This is a genomic window from Flavobacterium sp. UM26 (assembly GCF_057922445.1).
The window spans coordinates 86,477-104,232 of sequence record NZ_JBVHCY010000006.1 but is presented as its reverse complement, the minus strand read 5'-3'; the positions used below and the strand labels follow the sequence as shown (position 1 = coordinate 104,232).

The 17,756-nt window shown below is 36.8% G+C and carries 13 protein-coding genes; 10 read left to right on the top strand and 3 right to left on the bottom strand.

What is annotated here, in order from left to right; genetic code table 11:
* The first annotated feature begins 4 nt into the window (after window positions 1-4).
* The 7 genes from ACZ1AQ_RS08805 (at window position 5) to ACZ1AQ_RS08775 (ending at window position 9,195) form a co-directional block, all read left to right on the top strand.
* Window positions 5-643, top strand: coding sequence for a hypothetical protein (locus tag ACZ1AQ_RS08805; protein WP_489632546.1), 639 nt, complete (start codon window positions 5-7; stop codon window positions 641-643).
* Window positions 630-1,316 carry a carbohydrate-binding protein gene (locus tag ACZ1AQ_RS08800; protein ID WP_489632545.1) on the top strand — a complete coding sequence of 229 codons (687 nt, stop codon included), beginning with the start codon at window positions 630-632 and terminating at the stop codon, window positions 1,314-1,316. Before ACZ1AQ_RS08805 ends, ACZ1AQ_RS08800 begins: the two co-directional genes overlap by 14 nt.
* 80 nt (window positions 1,317-1,396) lie before the next feature.
* Window positions 1,397-4,381: a glycoside hydrolase family 2 protein gene (locus ACZ1AQ_RS08795; protein ID WP_489632544.1), complete on the top strand. Its 2,985-nt coding sequence runs from the start codon at window positions 1,397-1,399 to the stop codon at window positions 4,379-4,381.
* 5 nt (window positions 4,382-4,386) lie between these two features.
* The gene (locus ACZ1AQ_RS08790) at window positions 4,387-4,842 is read left to right on the top strand and encodes a hypothetical protein (protein ID WP_489632543.1); all 456 of its coding nucleotides are present in this window, start codon (window positions 4,387-4,389) and stop codon (window positions 4,840-4,842) included.
* Window positions 4,843-4,941: 99 nt separating this feature from the next.
* Window positions 4,942-6,456 carry a glycoside hydrolase 5 family protein gene (locus ACZ1AQ_RS08785; protein WP_489632542.1) on the top strand — a complete coding sequence of 505 codons (1,515 nt, stop codon included), beginning with the start codon at window positions 4,942-4,944 and terminating at the stop codon, window positions 6,454-6,456.
* A 23-nt stretch (window positions 6,457-6,479) separates the two neighbouring features.
* On the top strand, window positions 6,480-7,472 hold the full coding sequence (gene mgrA / locus ACZ1AQ_RS08780; RefSeq protein WP_489632541.1) for an L-glyceraldehyde 3-phosphate reductase: 993 nt from the start codon (window positions 6,480-6,482) through the stop codon (window positions 7,470-7,472).
* Window positions 7,473-7,476: 4 nt separating this feature from the next.
* On the top strand, window positions 7,477-9,195 hold the full coding sequence (locus ACZ1AQ_RS08775; protein WP_489632540.1) for a DUF5060 domain-containing protein: 1,719 nt from the start codon (window positions 7,477-7,479) through the stop codon (window positions 9,193-9,195).
* A gap of 68 nt (window positions 9,196-9,263) precedes the next feature.
* Here ACZ1AQ_RS08775 and ACZ1AQ_RS08770 read toward each other — a convergent pair whose 3' ends face one another.
* A complete protein-coding gene (locus ACZ1AQ_RS08770; RefSeq protein WP_489632539.1) occupies window positions 9,264-9,743 on the bottom strand; it encodes a hypothetical protein in 480 nt (159 codons plus the stop codon).
* A gap of 60 nt (window positions 9,744-9,803) precedes the next feature.
* Window positions 9,804-10,091, bottom strand: a complete 288-nt coding sequence (locus ACZ1AQ_RS08765) for a hypothetical protein (RefSeq protein ID WP_489632538.1) — start codon at window positions 10,089-10,091, stop codon at window positions 9,804-9,806.
* A gap of 447 nt (window positions 10,092-10,538) precedes the next feature.
* Here ACZ1AQ_RS08765 and ACZ1AQ_RS08760 point away from each other — a divergent pair, with 447 nt between their 5' ends.
* On the top strand, window positions 10,539-11,849 hold the full coding sequence (locus tag ACZ1AQ_RS08760; protein WP_489632537.1) for a pectate lyase family protein: 1,311 nt from the start codon (window positions 10,539-10,541) through the stop codon (window positions 11,847-11,849).
* A gap of 90 nt (window positions 11,850-11,939) precedes the next feature.
* The gene (locus ACZ1AQ_RS08755; RefSeq protein WP_489632536.1) at window positions 11,940-12,818 is read left to right on the top strand and encodes a hypothetical protein; all 879 of its coding nucleotides are present in this window, start codon (window positions 11,940-11,942) and stop codon (window positions 12,816-12,818) included.
* Here the strand turns inward: ACZ1AQ_RS08755 and ACZ1AQ_RS08750 are convergent.
* Window positions 12,801-16,529: a metallophosphoesterase gene (locus tag ACZ1AQ_RS08750; protein WP_489632535.1), complete on the bottom strand. Its 3,729-nt coding sequence runs from the start codon at window positions 16,527-16,529 to the stop codon at window positions 12,801-12,803. The genes ACZ1AQ_RS08755 and ACZ1AQ_RS08750 overlap by 18 nt on opposite strands.
* Before the next feature lie 25 nt (window positions 16,530-16,554).
* Between ACZ1AQ_RS08750 and ACZ1AQ_RS08745 the strand changes: the two genes are divergently transcribed.
* Window positions 16,555-17,745 carry a Pycsar system effector family protein gene (locus ACZ1AQ_RS08745; RefSeq protein ID WP_489632534.1) on the top strand — a complete coding sequence of 397 codons (1,191 nt, stop codon included), beginning with the start codon at window positions 16,555-16,557 and terminating at the stop codon, window positions 17,743-17,745.
* Window positions 17,746-17,756: the final 11 nt, after the last annotated feature.

Sequence of the window (17,756 nt, the reverse complement as noted above, 5' to 3'; positions counted from 1 at the left end):
CAATATGAAACGAGTAATCTTCTTTTTTCTCCTTGCAGTCTTATCGTTTTCTTTTATTAAAAAAGAAAAATCGATTCTTTTAAGTTATGATGATAGACCCAATACCAAAGAATGGTGGCGCTATAATGATAAAGTAAAATTTGAATTCAGAACCGGTGGTAAAGATCTAAACTCAGTTGCTTCGCGAGCATATTTGAATGTGCAGTGGCCTTACTCAAGTCAAGAGGGTGAGTATACTTGGTTTACCGATCTCAAAATAGATTCACTTCGAAACCCAAAAATGGAGAGCTATAGAAAATCGTTTGGTAATACAATTTGGTTGTCTTTTTGGTGTAGAGTTAACAATAAAGATACTCTTTACGTACATCCAATGGTATTGAGTGCTAATCATAAAGGTAAATGGGGATGTAAGGATATGACGCTAATAACCTCCAATAATTGGACCTTTTACAAATACAATCTCTCCAAACTTAGCTATGAAAAATGGGGAAAAGAAGGAGGCAATCAACCTAATTTTAAAACTACCGAAGTACGCTGTTTTGAGATAGGCTTACGCAAAGGCAAGGCAAAAACAGTAGGTAGTATTGATGCTGATTTTGATAACGTAATGATTTCAAATTTTGAACCCTATGGCAATGAATAATTTTTGGAAAATAAAGTGGTGTTTTATAGTAGGGATAGTATGCACTAATGGTTTTTCTCTTTGGGCTCAAATACCTTTGAATTACAAAGGGAAACCCTTTATAGATGGGATTTCTTCGTTTTCGATGCAAACAATTCCAGGCAGAATGGAGTTGGCATTTTATGATGAAGGAGGAGAAGGAGTTGCTTATCATGACACTACCGTAACCAATGATGGTGCAGTCTTAAACCACACAAATGGGCACCATCGTCCGGGCGTAACACCTTATGTTGCTTTTTTCCGCGAAAAGGAAGGCGTTGACATATCCTATACCAAAGATTGGGCAGATTTTAATCATCCTAACAAGGTAGATCCTAAAGTAAATCAATTGTATATAGGATGGGAAGAGGATGGGGAATGGACCAATTATACCGTAGATGTTTTAAAAGCAGGTAGGTATAGAATCATAACCATTTACAGCAATGAGGACAACGCAGCTGAATTGTGGGTAAATGGAATACCAAAAGCAAAACTAAAATTACCTGTAAGTACCGGAAATTGGCATTATTGGGATCAAGCTACTGTTGGCGAAGTAACTTTTGAAAAAGCGGGTCCGCATTTGATTACGTTTAAGTATAACCGAGGAGCAAATTGGGGCTTTCTTGATTTTTTGCTCGTTGAGGAATTTAAATAGAGTTTAATAAAATCGAAATAAATTAACGGTTTGTCGTAACCAAACATTTAATACGACTCCTAACAAATAAATTTTTGTATATGAATCACATTTTTAAACAATACGGTCTCTCATTATTGCTCCTGTTGCTTTGTTCTTTAGGCTATGGTCAAAGCTTGAAATTGATTGCACCTGACAACAATGCAATGTTTAAGAACAATAGACCAACGCTGGTTTGGAGCCAAATTGCAGCTTCAAAATACGATATTTACATCGATAATATAAAGATGGAGACTGTAGAAGGTAGTCGTAACTCTACAGTACCATTTCCTCTTTCGTTTGGAAAACACGTTTGGAAAGTTGTAGCTATCACTAAATCAGGGAATATAACAAGCAAAACAAGCAATTTTACCATCGATGATAAACCTTTGGCAAGAATAAATGAAGGGGATGTGTTGTTACGATACAATTGGAAAGTAAAATCTTCACAAGAAGTTGGGGTTGAAGGAAAATTAATATCCTCATCTAATTTAGATACAAAAAAATGGTCTCAAACAACGCTTCCAGCAACCGCTTTGACTGCATTGGTTCGCAATGGATGGTATCCCAATCCGTATGTAGCCAAAAATAATATGCTTATACCAGATGCTAATGATGATTATAATCGCGAGTACGATTTGTTACGGTATAGCCATATTCCAAACAAAAACCCTTGGAGTCAACCTTATTGGTTTCGAACAGAATTTGAATCGCCTAAAGATTTGAAAAACAAAATTTGGTGGTTGAATTTTAGCGAAATCAATTATCGAGCAGAGATTTGGTTAAATGGAGTAAAAATAGGCGATAAAGACGCTATTGTAGGAATGGAACGTTCTTTTAAAATTAATGTTTCTAAATATTTAAAGGCTAAAGGGAAGAATGTTCTTGCGGTTTCGATTTATCCTCCGGACCATCCAGGAAAACCAGCCATTGAACCACTTGCGCCACTTTCCGACCCTGGTCAGAATATGGCAGATGGAGTCATTAGTAGAGATTATACCAAATGGGATGTTATGGGTTGGGATTGGCAACCCGCTATTCGCGATCGCGATATGGGGCTTACTGAGGATGTGTTCCTTTCGTCAACATCAAACGTAGAACTGAGTGATTTATACGTAAGCTCAAAACTCTATTTACCTGATACTTCTTTAGCAGATATTGCTATTTCTGCTACCATTCAAAATCATTCGAATGAAGAAAAAAAAGGTGTTGTAAATGCCAATGTCACGTTTGAAAATGGGGCAGTTTTTTCAGTTAATGTGCCTTATTCTGTTCATGCATTAGATACAAAGGAAATTCTAATTGATAAAAGTGTGAGCAAGCTGTTAACCATTGCAAATCCAAATCTTTGGTGGCCTGCAGGATACGGCAAGCCAAATCTTTATACGGCAAATGTAAAGTTAGTTGAAAACGGGAATGCTATATCGGAACAATCAACATCTTTCGGGATTCGTCAAGTGGAAACGTATATAAGCGAGGCAGAACGGGTATACAAAATTAACGGACGAAAAATATATCCAAAAGGAGGTAATTGGGTAATCGATATGATGTTGAATTGGAATCATTCCCGTTATGAACAAGAGATTTTACTCACCGCTAATGCAAATCTTAACATGTTGCGCGTTTGGGGACCTACCGGAGTACCACCACAGGCTTTGTTTGATGCTGCGGATAAATATGGAATCCTAATGTGGCAAGATTTTTTAAATGACTTTTGGGGCACTTATAAAAATACACCGGGGTATCAGCCAGAATTGTCTTTGTTTACAAAAACATCTATTGAAATTGTAAAAAAACTCAGAAATCATCCTTCTTTAATCATTTGGTGTGGTGGAAATGAAGGTGTGAATCCAAGGGAAGATGTATTGGTGAATACCATTCTAAAAAAATACGATGCGAGAGATTCTCGTCATTATTTAAAACAATCCGACGGAGATGGTTTGCATGGAGGAGGACCCTACCACACCCTCGAACCCAAAGATTATTTTACCCACCCAAAATTGAAAGGCTTTTCTAGTGAGATTGGTCCAAGTGGCGTTCCAGAATATGAGAGTATTGTTCGTTTTATTCCAACGGCTACCAGCGATTTTGCTAAGGAAAGATTCCCTATTGATGGGGTATGGGCGTATCATGATGCCAATAACTGGCCAGGCGAGGACAGCCGAAAGTTTACAAGTTATGATGATATGGTACGAAAGTACTATGGCAGTGTCGAGGCAACTACAGAAAATGGGGTGGAGACTTATATTCGCAAATGTCAAATGGTGAATTATGAGGTGTATAAGTCAAGTATTGAGTCTATCAACCGTCAGTTGTGGGATACGGCAAGTGGTGTGCTTTTATGGAAGTCTAATTCAAGTTGGCCAAGTTTAACATGGCAAATTTATGATTGGTATTTGCAATCTCATGCAGGATATTATGGTGCAAAAAAAGCCAGCGAAAAAGTACATGTACAATTAAATAAATCAACGATGTCAGTCGATTTCATTTCATTGCTTCCTACTTCTGAAACCAATATTAGAGTAAAAGCGACACTTGTTTCTACTACTGGAATTCCATTTTTTGAGGCAGAAAAGACGCTGAACGTTCTTCCAGATAGTGCTACGAACACTGGAATTGTAATTCCTTCTTCAAAAGAAGTTTCCTTTTTAAAATTGGAAGCTTTTTCAGCAACAGGAAAAACTATAGCCGATAATATCTATTGGCTGCAGGAGAATAATGATTTTACAGCTTTAAATGCACTACCAGATCCCAACCTTGAAGTAAAGGCTGAGTCAGCATTTGATGCAAATCGAACCATTACTGTAAAACTGAGAAATAGCGGAAATTCAGTGGCAGTTTTAGCAGCTTTTAAAGTAGTTGGCAAGCAGTCTAATGTGGAGTTATTGCCTAGTTTATGGTCGGATAATTATGTTACAATGCTACCCGGTGAAACCAAAGAGCTTACCGTTAAAATGGATAACGATTATACTTTAAATGATATCAAAATTGAATATAAAACCTACGCCTCTAGTAAGAAAACAACGGTAGAGGTTGAAAAAAAATAAAAGTTATGGACAAAAATGAATTAAATACATTTATACATCATTTTTTTGATGTAGTAAATGAGCTTATTCCTGAGTACGCTGTCAATCCACTTGATGCCTTTGCAAATGGAAACGTAGCCGTTTGTATACAAGATGAAACGGGATTGGTATACGGAAATATTTGGGGAGATAATAAGATTATGGGACGTCAATTTTTTAAAAATGCCTGGCTCAAATGCAGTCAAGTTTGGATTACTGGAATGAAAACGGGAGAATATGAAAGACGTCTTTATAATGAAGAATTTTCAGAAGAAACGTTTGGAATCAATAAACCTGATCTATTTGGATGGGAAGGAGGACAGCCAATCGAACTTTTTGATGGTACGAAATTATCAATTGGTTTTAGTGGATTTCGAGGATATAATGACTTAGAAATCGTAAAAAGAGCTATAGAAATTGTTGAAGCTAAAAATCATGATTAAAATTATGAAATCGCCATTAAAAAAAGGTTTGTTGCAAACAAACACCGATTAATAAAATGCGATAGCAAATATTAACTATAAAAATAAAAATGTACATATATGAAAATGAACTATAAAATTAATATCGTATTGTTGTTTACGCCTTTGCTTATGGCACAGCTTGTATTGGCTCAATTAAAAGTTACACCTGCCAAGAATTGGCCCATCATCACTCGTAAAGGTGATCAAGTATATGAAGGGGCTAAGGTATTTCGTTTTATGAGCTTAGCTGCTCCAAATATTCAACAAAATGAATCACAAATTCGTCTAGATAGAACCAATAGATTTCCAGATGAATATGAAATACGCGACATTTTAAGTGGACTACAACGTGTAGGAGGAAGGGCTACACGAACCTTTTCTTTATCTGTTTATAGTCCAGATGACAAAGACATGCCTGTTTATATTTCAGGACATAGACAATACAATGAAGAAGCTTTCAAATGCTTAGATAGAGTTATCGCTCTTTGTCATGAATACGATGTACGATTAATAATTCCCTTTATAGCCTCACAAACTTTTGGAGGTATTCGCGGTGTTGATGAGTTTTCTACGATAGCTGGTAAACCAAAAGGCTCTTTTTGGTATGATGAGGAACAAAAAGCCGATTTTAAGCATTTTCTAGATTTTATGTTAAATAGAAAAAATACCGTAAACGGTTTGCTTTATAAAGAGGATCCAGCAATTTTTTCATGGCAATTAGGAAATGAATTCGGAAGCTATCCAGGAGATAGAGGCTTGAGTTATTCAGAATGGGAGCCCAAAATTTTGGCTTGGAGTCTAGAAATGGCAGCCTATATTAAATCTGTTGACCCTAATCACTTGATTATGGAAGCAGGAGGTTGCGATAGAAATGCTCTTATTGATAGTCCAAATATTGACCTAATAAGTGATCATTTATATGAATATTGGAACAAAATGGGGGGGCGACCCTTTGATTTGGCTGAGATTGCTCTAGAATCCTACAACCAATGCAAAGGAAAAAAACCGTTGGTGATTGATGAATTTGGATTGGGTACTACCGAGAATCTTCGTCAATTAATGACTACGATTCAAAATAGCCCTATTGTAGGTGGTTTACTGTGGTCCATACGAGGGCATAGACGAGATGGAGGATGGTATTATCATAACGAAGGGGGAACTCCTGTGAACTCATTTCATGTCCCCGGATTTTCAGTAGGATATGAATATGAAGAACAACGCTTACTGGATTTACTAAAGGCAAATGCTTTTTTAATGGCTGGTAAAGCGATTCCTAGTGAAAAAGTTCCAGCTCCAGCTCCAGTTTTAAAGGTACAAGGAGAAGGATTTACATGGAGAGGAGCAACAGGCGCAGCAAGCTATACGATAGAACGAAGTGAGTCACCAAAAGGACCTTGGGATGTTTTAGCAGTTGGCATAGAGGATGCGGTAATTGCTGATGTAAAAACATTTGAGCCATCGGATCGTGCTGCAAATCCTCTTGAATTATTTTATGATGAAACCAAAGTCCCAGGAAAAGCCTATTATTATCGCGTAAAAGGAGTAAATAAAGCGGGCGCTTCTAGCTACTCTAATATTCTTAAAGTTAATTAATTTTTAATCTAGAAAAGATTTTTATGAAATACCAACCAAATGCAAATAGATATAACGAAATGATGTATCGAAGAACAGGTAATAGCGGACTTTTATTACCCGCCATTTCTTTGGGACTTTGGCATAATTTCGGAAATGTAGATGTGTATTCAAATTATGAAAGCATAGTGTTAAACGCTTTTGATAAAGGAATTACACACTTTGATTTGGCCAATAACTATGGGCCACCTCCTGGTTCAGCGGAGTCTAATTTTGGAAAAATTTTGCATTCTCAATTGGATGCTTATCGTGATGAATTGATTATTTCTACCAAAGCAGGTTATGATATGTGGCCAGGGCCTTATGGCGAATGGGGGTCTCGTAAATATCTGATGGCAAGCCTTGATCAGAGCTTAAAACGAATGAATCTCGACTATGTAGATATATTTTATTCTCATCGATACGATCCTTTAACACCTCTTGAGGAAACTATGGGAGCTTTAGCTCAGTTGGTTCGTCAAGGCAAGGCGTTGTATGTAGGAATTTCTAATTATCCCGCAGCCGCTACCCGAGAAGCAATCGCAATACTCAAGGATTTAGGAACTCCTTGCCTCATTCATCAGCCCAAATACTCTATGTTTGAGCGTTGGGTAGAAGAGGAACTTATTACGGTTTTAGGAGATAATGGAGTAGGGTGTATCGCATTTTCTCCATTGGCTCAAGGATTGCTTACCAATAAATATTTAAGAGGGATTCCTGAAAATTCTCGTGCAAGCAAACAGCACGGGGCATTACAATCGGATGCGATTACACCTAATGTTCTCAAAACTATAGGGGAACTCAATGCTATAGCATTAGAACGAGGACAAACTCTTGCTCAAATGGCCATTGCTTGGTTGCTCAAAGACAATAGAGTGACATCCGTTTTAATTGGAGCAAGTAGTGTCACTCAATTAAACGATAATTTAGCTTCTCTTGCTAATTATTCTTTTACCGATGAAGAGATTACTATGATTGAAAAAGTTTTAAAACCATAGAAGTATGCTAGTTAAACGATTATTTATTGCCGCTAGTACTTTTTTCTTTTTTTTCAATGTGACATTGTTTGCTCAGGTTACCTCTTTAAAACTATTGAATAAAAAATGTTCTTTGTATCAAAAAGTAGAATGGCAAATTAAGGTGAAAGGGAATTGGATGAATCCATATAATCAAGATGAAGTTATGGTAGATATGCATTTTACCAGCCCTTCAGGCAAACAGTTAACGCTGCCTTGTTTTTACGTTTCTGGTAATTCTGGGGAACCCACTGTTTGGGGCGCTAGATTTGCACCAATGGAACTTGGTAAGTATACTTACTACTGCTCCTATAAAAACAGCAAAGGATTGATTTCGCAATCCAAAAAACTTTCTTTCATTGCTAATCCATCTAAGGACTTAGGCTTTTTAAGAATGAATACCGATTGGACATTTAAAACAGATAATGGTGCTTTGTTTCGAGGAATTGGAGAGAATATAGGATGGGAATCACGCGATGAAGATGATTCAAAATATTTTAAGACATTGCATGAAAATCCTAGGTTTAACTACGATTTTATGCTAAAGAAATTAGCCCAAAACGGAGGTAATTTCTTTAGAACTTGGATGATTTATTGGAATTTACCTGTAGATTGGAAACAAGTCCAAAACAATAAAAGATATGTCAATTCAGAAAAGCCATTTAATCCATCAGGTATGGAACGTTTGGATCATGTAGTGCAACTTTGTGATTCTTTGGGTATATATATGATGTTGGCATTAGAAAGTCACGTGGGACTTATGGGTACAGGATGGGAAACTAGTAGTTATAATGTTAAAAATGGTGGTTTCGCAGCAACGCCTACTGATTTTTTTACATCACCAAATGCAAGGAAACAATATAAGAATAAACTTCGATTGATGGTGGCTAGGTATGGGCATAGTTCTTCCATTGGTGCTTGGGAATTTTTTAACGAAGTAGATAATGCCATGTATCAAGGAAAACCAGAAGACTATATTAGTCACGCGGTGGTTACAGATTGGCATAAGGAAATGAGCAGTTATCTAAAGAGTATTGATCCATTCAATCATATTGTTACAACGTCTATTTCACATCGTGAGATAGAAGGATTAAATGAAATACAAACTCTAGATTTTAATCAAAAACATATCTATTGTAATACACTTGCTATTCCCGAGGTAATAACAACCCAAAAAGCAAAATATAATAAGCCCTATGTCATCGGTGAAGCTGGATATCATTGGGATTGGAGTATAGATTTTAATGCCTTTGGAAAAGAATTTGATCGTGATTTTAAACTCGGATTATGGCTGGGACTATTTTCTCCAACTCCAGTTTTACCTATGTCATGGTGGTGGGAGTTTTTTGAAGATAGAGGAATGATGTCGTATTTTAAACAGGTCAAAGCAATAAACGATATCATGCTTGCGGATTCAAATGGTTCATTTGACTTGCAAGACGTTCAATCTGTAAATCCTAAAGTTCAGTGCTATTTAGTAAAGGGGAAAAGTAAATCTTTTTTACTCGTGGTTAATACTAGTGCTGAAACTCAAACTTCGACTATTCAATTTGCAAATGCTTCAAATTTGAATAAAAAAGGTACTGAGTATGATACTACAGATGGTGTACTTAATTCGATTCTCCTTAATGAAGTTCAAAACAATAAGGTTAGTTTAGGAGCTTTGACTTTGGAAGCGAATCAATTTCGTGTTTTTATTTTTTAATTTGTTTGTTTAAACAGAAAAGCCGTTTCTATCAAAGAAACGGCTTTTTCTGTTTGTAAAAGTGGTATTTAGTAAGTGTACATCGTAGCACTTGATTCCGCTCTGTTGTTTTGTGCTAATGAAACAAAAGGAATTCCTTCTTTGGCAGCTTTTCTTTTCAAAGCAGTGATGTTTTGTTGTTGAACAGCCAATGGAGTTTGTCCTTTTACTCGGTTAACGAATTTTGAGCCATTTGTAGCTGAAGATAAACCAGTAGTTGCATTAGGAGCAATAACAATTACTTTGTTGTAATCTTGCTCACCGTTTACCACAATCTTATCAGAAACTTTAGTAGTCGTATTGGTTGAAGTGTTGATCAATTCTGCTACCGCAAAAGTGCTTATCGTTTGCTCTACTTGATCTTTTCCTGAGTTGAAGTAGATTAAATTGTTGTCTGTTTTGATGTAATTCACATTCAGTTTTTCACCATTATGTTTTACTAAAGTATGTGATTGTGCAAAAAATGGTGCAGAAATAGCTAAAAATAATAAAGTTATAAAAGTTCTCATAGTACTAATTTTTTTCTTGTTGTTATTGTTTTTTTAAATAATTGTAATCTGAAAAAAAAACTAGCATTCTGGGGGTGGACAATGTTTTTGTAGATAAATCCCTGTCGTATAGAAAGAATCCATAATCACTTTTGGTTTACGAATGCTGAAGTATTCTTTTTTGGTTTTACTCAAAGACTCAGCTTTGAACACCCAAAAAACTTCGGAGTCCAATTCTTTTTGATTTTCATTCTTTACGGTCCATTCTATTGCTTTAGAGTCTTTTATGTCTAAATAGCAGTCTAGGGTCCATAATAAAGAATATGAAAATAAAAGAAATAAAAATGCTATGTTTTTTGATTTTTTCACAGTGTAAAGGTACTAAAATAGCGAAAAGTGCACAATTCTGTTTTGGTTAAAAAACAGTTAATGTGCTTTTTATAAGCATAGTAGCTTTTTTTTGACACTTATTCACTTATTAAACCCATCACAAAGGGGGTAGGTTCATGATTCTGTATTCAAAACATGTTTTTTCCGCTTTTTAGATAGGGGTATGTTTTTAATCTTAAAATAAGATTTCAATCATTTATAAGATGAGTCTTTAAATTTTATTTTTTTTCATATTTCTTTTCTTATAAAAAGAGAACAAAAAAAATGGGTGTGTTACACTTATTACAAGAAAATGAGGGATTTATCATGTAATCTTTTTTATAAAGTAAAATGAACTATCTGGTTGGGTAATGGATTACATTAAGTCAAATTATTGTATTTTGCACTGATTTCCCAAAATCTTAACCTACTAAATTATTTTACTTTATGAAGAAAATAGTACTTACACCTTTCTTTTTTTTCCTGTTTTTGGCTGCCTTCGGACAAAATTATTATATGTCTAAACCCGAAGGCTTTGGAGCTGCCACTACCGGTGGTGGCAATGCTACTCCCATAACTGTTACTACCTATGATGAATTTAAGGCAGCAATCAAGTTGACTACTCCCCAAGTTATTTTGGTTTCTGGAACGATTACTTGTAGTTATACTAGCGAAACACTTACCAATAAAACCATCATCGGTTTAAAAGGAGCGCGCTTGGTCAATACTAATCAAACAGCTACTGGATCTGGAATTCTTTATCTAAAACCAGGCTCAAACAACGTGATTATTAGAAATCTTATTTTTGAAGGACCTGGTGCTTATGATGTAGATGGTAGAGACAATCTCACTTCTGAGTGTACTAATCTTTGGGTCGATCATTGTGAGTTTCAAGATGGCACCGACGGAAATTTTGATAATAAAGGAGCTGGTGACAATACTACCATTTCTTGGTGTAAGTTTACCTATTTAAAACCGGCAAAAGCTGGCGGCCCTGGCGGTGCAGATGACCATCGTTTTACCAATTTGGTAGGTTCTAGTAAGTCGGATTTTCCTGCAGACGGACATTACAGCATCACTTTTCAAAACTGCTATTGGGCTGAAGGTTGCAAAGAAAGAATGCCTCGAGCCAGAAATGCAGAATTACATTTATTAAATTGCTATTACAATACTACGGTTTCTGGTTCGTTAGCCATTGGCTTAGGTGGCGGAAATAATAACACTACTTGTTATGTTGAAAATACCAATTTTGCAAACATTGCGAGTGTTTATCGTAATTACAATAGCACCGATGGAGGCACGGTTGGACTCATTTTCGATGGTTGTATGAATGGAAGTGCCAATGTAGGTTCGGTCTCAAAACCATCTTATGCTTATACGGTTTTACCCGTAGCTGATGTAGCTGCAGCAGTCGCTAACGGAAATTGTGGGGCGGGTGCAACCTTGAACGTAACCACAGCAGGTGTTATTTCTTCTGGCTGTACTGTACTGGAAGAAAATGAGTTTAATAAGAGTAAGGTACAGTTTTATCCAACATTGGTCGATTCAACGCTAACGGTCGAATTACCCGAAAGTATGGATGGATTGGCAAGCATAGAAGTGTTTTCTACTTCAGGAGCTCAGGTTTTTTCATGGTCTAAAAAAGTTCAAACTGCAGAGAAAATAGCTCTCAATTTATCGAATTTACCCAAAGGATTGTATTTATGTACGCTCAAAATAGGAGCAAATGCCACCACTTGGAAGTTTATAAAAAAGTAAATGTCATAACTAATATCAGTTTAAAAGAGGCTACATAAGCCTCTTTTTTAGTAAACTTTCTTAACTTGAGCCCATATTAAAGACTTAATTATGAAAAAGGAAATTATAGTTTTGATGGGAATTCTATGCTTAGCTTGTCAAAAAGACAGCAATGTTTTGACGGTACAATTTGAATTACCTAAAAAAATAAAAGAGATTTCTGGAATGGTATACAAGCCTCAAAACAAAATGATTTGGGGATTAGAAGATAGCGGTAATGACAACGTGCTTTTTGGTTTAGATGCGAATTCGGGTGACCTCAAAAAGACGTGCACCATCACCAATGCCTCCAATGTAGATTGGGAAGAGTTGACCAAAGATGCGCAAGGCAATGTCTACATTGGCGATTTTGGGAACAATGACAACACCCGTCGTGATTTGTGTATTTACAAAATTGCATCTTCAAAACTCAATGCATCTTCTGCAAAAGCGGACTATAAAATTTCCTTTTCGTTTCCGGAGCAAAAAGAATTTCCACCCAAAAAATCGGCACTACTTTTCGATACCGAAGCGTTTATTGAATACCAAGGCTATTTTTATTTGTTTACCAAAAACAGAAGCAAAAATTTTGACGGTACTTCGTTAGTGTATAAAGTCCGAAATGCGGCTGGAACACAACAAGCGCAATTAATTGGAAAAATTAAAACGTGCTACACCTACAACAGTTGTCAAATCACCGGAGCCGCACTAAGTCCTGATAAAGACAAAATCGTTTTGCTTTGCCACGACAAAGTGTTTTTGTTATCAGGATTCAAAGGAGGAACGGTGTTAAATGGAACGAAAACCCTTTTTGGTTTGGGGCATTTTTCACAAAAAGAGTCCATTGCTTTTATCGACAATAATCAACTACTAATCGCTGAGGAAGCCGAGAAAAAAGGAAGGTCAAAAATGTATTTGACTTCGTTACGCCAATTAAAATCCAAACCCTAAGCCCACAGAAAGTCTCGCTTCTTCGTTTCTACTTTTAAAATAAGTAATTCTAGCAGTTAGCACATTCAATCCGTTTAGCCAAAGACCGCCACCAAAGGCTTGGTGCCATTTGTTGGAACTTTCACTAGGGAGCCAAACACGGCCATAATCGAATCCGCCAAGAAGACCATAAGAAAGTGGTAACAAGCTTTTTTTGATTTTCCCCAGTTGCCAACGAATATCACTGCTTTGATAGAAGGAACGTTTTCCTAAAAAGCGTTCATTTCTAAAACCTCTAAGGTCATAATCTCCTCCTAATGTGGCACCTTGATAGAATTCGTAATGGTCATTAAAAAGTATTTTCGATTTTAAAATTGTAGCCAGTACTAGTTTCCCTTTTTTATCTAGGCGATGGTTGAGGTTAATTTTGGTCTCCAAAGCCGTGAAGTTTCGGTTGAGTTCTTCCAAATTCATTTTCCAAGTTCCTTTTATCGAAAAACCAAATCCCATACTTGGATACGCAGGCAAATCGTAGTTCTCAAAAGAATAGGAGGCACTGACACCCGCAAATTTCTGTCTTTCAAAAACCTCTGGATTAACCGCACCCGGCGTATTGATAAAACGGTTTGTGCTTTCTTCAACGGTTATGCGTTCTGCAATTGCTGCAAAGTTCCATTCACTGCCCATTCTTCCTATTTTTTTCAGAGAGGGAGTTATGGATAATGTTCTTAGACGCACACGATTATAATCCATTCCAAACGTTTCGGCGTTGTTGATGGTTTCGTTCCCATAACCAAAGAAATTGATAGTAAAATTAGGGCTCGTATACTTAGAAGCTATATCTAAATCCCAATTGCCCAATGCCTTTGGGAAATGAGCGTTGTACAAAAGTTCGAAACCGCTTGTCGCAAAAAAGTAGTTGGCTTTTAGGATGTGTTTTTGGGTAAATGGATTTTGTTTAAAACGATTCACCGTATAGTTGGCAATCAACCCCAATTTTACGCCATCATCTGGATTGTAACCACCAAACGGAAGCCCAGAAATCGCATTGTATTTGGGTTTTTCATAATTGTAATATTGGGTGTCGTAATCATCTGTGATTACTTTTTTGGTTTTTCCATCCAAATTATAAGTGTTAGGTTTCGATTTAAAATCATAAACCATAATGTTTTTGCCATGCGTTACGGTGTAACTATCGTTATTTTGTCCACCCAAAAGGCGTAGTAAAATTCCAGACTTGTTTTTTCCATTTACTTCAAAAACATCATCATCATCCAAGCCATAAATCCAAATTGTTTTGGTGGTTTTTGCGTCAAATCGTTTGGTGTACCACCATTCGGGTCCTTCTTTTTTGAGACGAGAGACTACCACTTCAACTTCGTTTTTTGAAGGAAACGAAATGGAAAATTGTTCTTTTTTGTTGGTTCCGACGATTACTACCGTTTTTTGAAGCACTTCATAATACGCTTTGGCATAATTCGGTAAGTCTCGCATTCGGACTTTTAATTTTTGAATGATGTCGTTGATAGTGGCTCCTTTTATTTCATTTGGAATTGATGCAAAACCTTCTTCTATTTCTTTATCAGACAAATGGTTTTGAATGTATTTGGCTTCTTCAATCCAATCTTCCTTTGTGGCAGTTCTTAATAAAGCCAAATCCAATGGATAAGGCTCTCTGTTGAGCCATTTTACATTGCGAATAGACGAGTTGAAGGTTTGCATATGGCGTAAAGCGGGCATATTCATTAATAAGGAAAGTAACGCTCCGTCGTACTTACTAAACGCTTGGTCTCTGTCTTTAGGAATCGGTTTATAAATAACATTTTTTCCCTCTTTGAAGGCACTCCAGCGCCATTGATCACTATGACGGTCCCAATCTCCAATAAGCATATCAAACAATCGCGCTCTGATATAGGCTTTTTCATCGACTTGGTATTTTTCGTCTTTGTGTAAATTGCTAAGCAACTCATCGGTAGCAATGATTTTATCGGGATTGTCAAACAAGTCATTGTCGGCTTGGCTGTCACTTGGTCTTTCTTCTACCATATACAATTCGTTACCAAAATTGGTATTGAATTCTTTCAAAGCATGGTGTTTTGGAATGTAAAACAATTTTGGATTGGTATGGTAGACGCCAATTTTGTCTGCAAGATTACCCACGGCAAAAGGCGTATAAGGATGCGATGTGGTGTAAAAGTCAAACAAGAAATCTTCGGCATAGGTATCTTCAAAATCAGTAACTACGTATTGATCTTTGAAGGCTACCGCTTGCAGAAAACGTGTGGCACTTTTCTTTAAGGCGCGCATTACGTATTCTTTTCCGTCTTTGTCTACCAATTGCAGTGAATTGGATTGATGTCCGCCACCCGCTCTTTTGGGTTGTAAACCGCCATAAAGCGTGTCGAGAGTGACAGTAGGAACGGTAATTTTGGTGCTGTATACTTTTCTGTAGTGTGTACCAAAAAGAAACTTATAAAATCCTTTTTTTTGGGTTTGTTTTTGGGAGTAAATCGAGACAGTAGTGGTTTTTGGGAAATCTTTTGGCGCTACAACAGCACTTTTTTCATCCGAATCGAAAAGAGTAGTTTCAAATAAAAGTTGTTCTTTTCCTTTTTCATTTCCAAAAAAAGAAGCTGTGATGCGACCATTTTTATAAATAGAAAGAGTAGCATAACCATTGCCACCATAGGAGAAATCATTCGGAAAAATGGCTCTTGCGGCTTCAGATTTTGACCCAGCACCACTGATGATTTGTTTGGTGTTGTCGTGGTCAATGTACTGTAAATTATGATCGTGTCCCGAAACGACTACCACATTATTGTGGGCTTGTAATAGGGTTTTGATGCGTTTGGTCAGGATGGTGTACTGTTTGTTTTGAATGTCTTGTGGACTTATTCCTGATGTTTTGCGTAGTAAATTGATAACTGACCCAAGTATAGGTAACGGAATTTTTTGTTCCAAAGGGAAAAGTTGTTTTTCTAGCGAAAATTGCCCGCCGTGCGACCCATTTGTTTGCAAAGGATGGTGCATAGCCAAAATCACTTTTTTATCTCTATTTTTGTTTAAAAGGTCTTCAAGTTCTTCGAAAAAAGCTTCTCTGGTTTTGATGTCACAAAACTCGTTGATGGTTGGATGCTGATTCCAATCTTCCAGGAACCATTGGCTATCCACCACAATCATTGTTAGATTACTGTTGATTTTTACACTTTCGATGGCACAGTTTTTTTGTGGAAGAAAGCTTTTTTTATCATTTAATTTCGTGCTGATGTATTGCGCTTGGCGTTCTAATCCTTTGATGCCACTGTACCAATCGTGATTTCCGGGAATGAATACTGTTTGTCCTTTGAAGTTTTTAGCCAAAGCCAGTTGTGTATTCAATTTGGTTTCGGCCAAGGCCTTTGCCTCAGGTTCTTTGTCGCTGGGCATTCCTTTGGGATAAATATTGTCTCCCAAAAACAATAAAGTGCTATTTTTGTGTGCCGAAGCTAACTTTTGGCTAAAGAGTCCAAGCGTTTGTTGCGGTAGTGGTAAGTCGGCATTGCCAGCATCGCCAATTAAATAAAAAGTATGGGCAATTTTTGTGGTGTCAATGCCGTTAGTAGTCCTTGTTTTTGCGGCTTCTTTTCCAAATTGTGCCTGATGTGTGGCACAGGATTGAAGTAATAGTATAAAGATAAGAAGGGTAATTCTAGTTTTAATTGCTTTAAAACGATAATCCCAAAACAATTCCATAATTTAGTTGTATAAAAATTTGTTTATGATCCTGATTTCTAAAGCTCAAGATTTTGTCACTACTTTGCTCAAAGATAAGCTTTCTAGCGAATATACCTATCACAATCTAACGCATACCAAAGGAGTTGTGGAAGCAGTCACAACTTTGTGTCGAGAAGAAAAAGTAGAAGGTGAAGACCGGGAGGTCTTACTTATTGCCGCTTGGTTTCATGATACCGGATTTATTACAGGTTGTAGTAAACATGAATTATGTAGCTGTGATTTGGTGACCACTTTTTTGACAGAGCAAGGAGCTTCTAATGCGTTTATTGCCCAAGTCTGTCAGTTGATTGCAGCCACCGAAAAAACGTATGTTCCTAAGACGCTTTTGGAAAAAATAATTAAAGATGCCGATTACCACCATCTTTTTGGAGCGGACTATTTGTTCAGTTGTGAAAAACTCCGTAAGGAATGGGAAGCAACCGAAAAGGTAACCTACACCGACAAAGAATGGGCTTTGGTTAATTTTGATTTTATGGTCAACAACCACCAATTTTATACTGATTTTGCCAAGGAAAACTGGCAACCTTTAAAAGATAAAAACTGTATTGCTTTGCAAAAAATAATTAACACCAAAGAAGATAAAAAAAGCAAAAAGGAGAAAAAGAAAGCCAATACTCCCAAAGAAGACAAGCCAGACAAACCGGATCGTGGAATTGATACGGTTTTCAGAGTCACGCTAGGCAATCACACCCGATTGAGTGGCATTGCTGATAGTAAAGCGAATATCTTGTTGTCCGTAAATGCTATTATCATTTCTATTGCGTTGTCTACGATTATTCCGAAATTGGACAACCCCAAATACGCGCATTTAATGATGCCAACATTTGTTATGATTGTCTCTAGCGTAACGACGATTATTTTTGCAATTCTTTCCACGCGTCCCAAAGTGACCAAAGGCTTTTTTTCCCGACAAGACATCGAAGAGCAAAAAGTGAACCTCTTGTTTTTTGGTAATTTTTATAAAATGCCCCTCGACGAATACCAATGGGCAATGAACGAAATGATCAAAGACCGCGATTATATTTACAACACTATGATCAAAGATTTATACTTTTTGGGTATTGTTTTGGAGCGCAAATACCGCTTGCTTCGTGTGGCTTATAATCTTTTTATGTTTGGGATTGTGGCTTCTGTACTGGCTTTTGTCGTGGCGTTTAAAATGAGTGGGATGTAATATTTACTTCG

Coding starts and splice junctions, on each gene's coding strand:
- ACZ1AQ_RS08785 (WP_489632542.1), top strand. CDS start 4,942: ATGAAAATGAACTATAAAATTAATATCGTATTGTTGTTTACGCCTTTG.
- ACZ1AQ_RS08795 (WP_489632544.1), top strand. CDS start 1,397: ATGAATCACATTTTTAAACAATACGGTCTCTCATTATTGCTCCTGTTG.
- ACZ1AQ_RS08755 (WP_489632536.1), top strand. CDS start 11,940: ATGAAAAAGGAAATTATAGTTTTGATGGGAATTCTATGCTTAGCTTGT.
- ACZ1AQ_RS08775 (WP_489632540.1), top strand. CDS start 7,477: ATGCTAGTTAAACGATTATTTATTGCCGCTAGTACTTTTTTCTTTTTT.
- ACZ1AQ_RS08760 (WP_489632537.1), top strand. CDS start 10,539: ATGAAGAAAATAGTACTTACACCTTTCTTTTTTTTCCTGTTTTTGGCT.
- ACZ1AQ_RS08750 (WP_489632535.1), bottom strand. CDS start 16,529: ATGGAATTGTTTTGGGATTATCGTTTTAAAGCAATTAAAACTAGAATT.
- ACZ1AQ_RS08745 (WP_489632534.1), top strand. CDS start 16,555: ATGATCCTGATTTCTAAAGCTCAAGATTTTGTCACTACTTTGCTCAAA.
- ACZ1AQ_RS08770 (WP_489632539.1), bottom strand. CDS start 9,743: ATGAGAACTTTTATAACTTTATTATTTTTAGCTATTTCTGCACCATTT.
- ACZ1AQ_RS08790 (WP_489632543.1), top strand. CDS start 4,387: ATGGACAAAAATGAATTAAATACATTTATACATCATTTTTTTGATGTA.
- ACZ1AQ_RS08805 (WP_489632546.1), top strand. CDS start 5: ATGAAACGAGTAATCTTCTTTTTTCTCCTTGCAGTCTTATCGTTTTCT.
- ACZ1AQ_RS08800 (WP_489632545.1), top strand. CDS start 630: ATGGCAATGAATAATTTTTGGAAAATAAAGTGGTGTTTTATAGTAGGG.
- mgrA (WP_489632541.1), top strand. CDS start 6,480: ATGAAATACCAACCAAATGCAAATAGATATAACGAAATGATGTATCGA.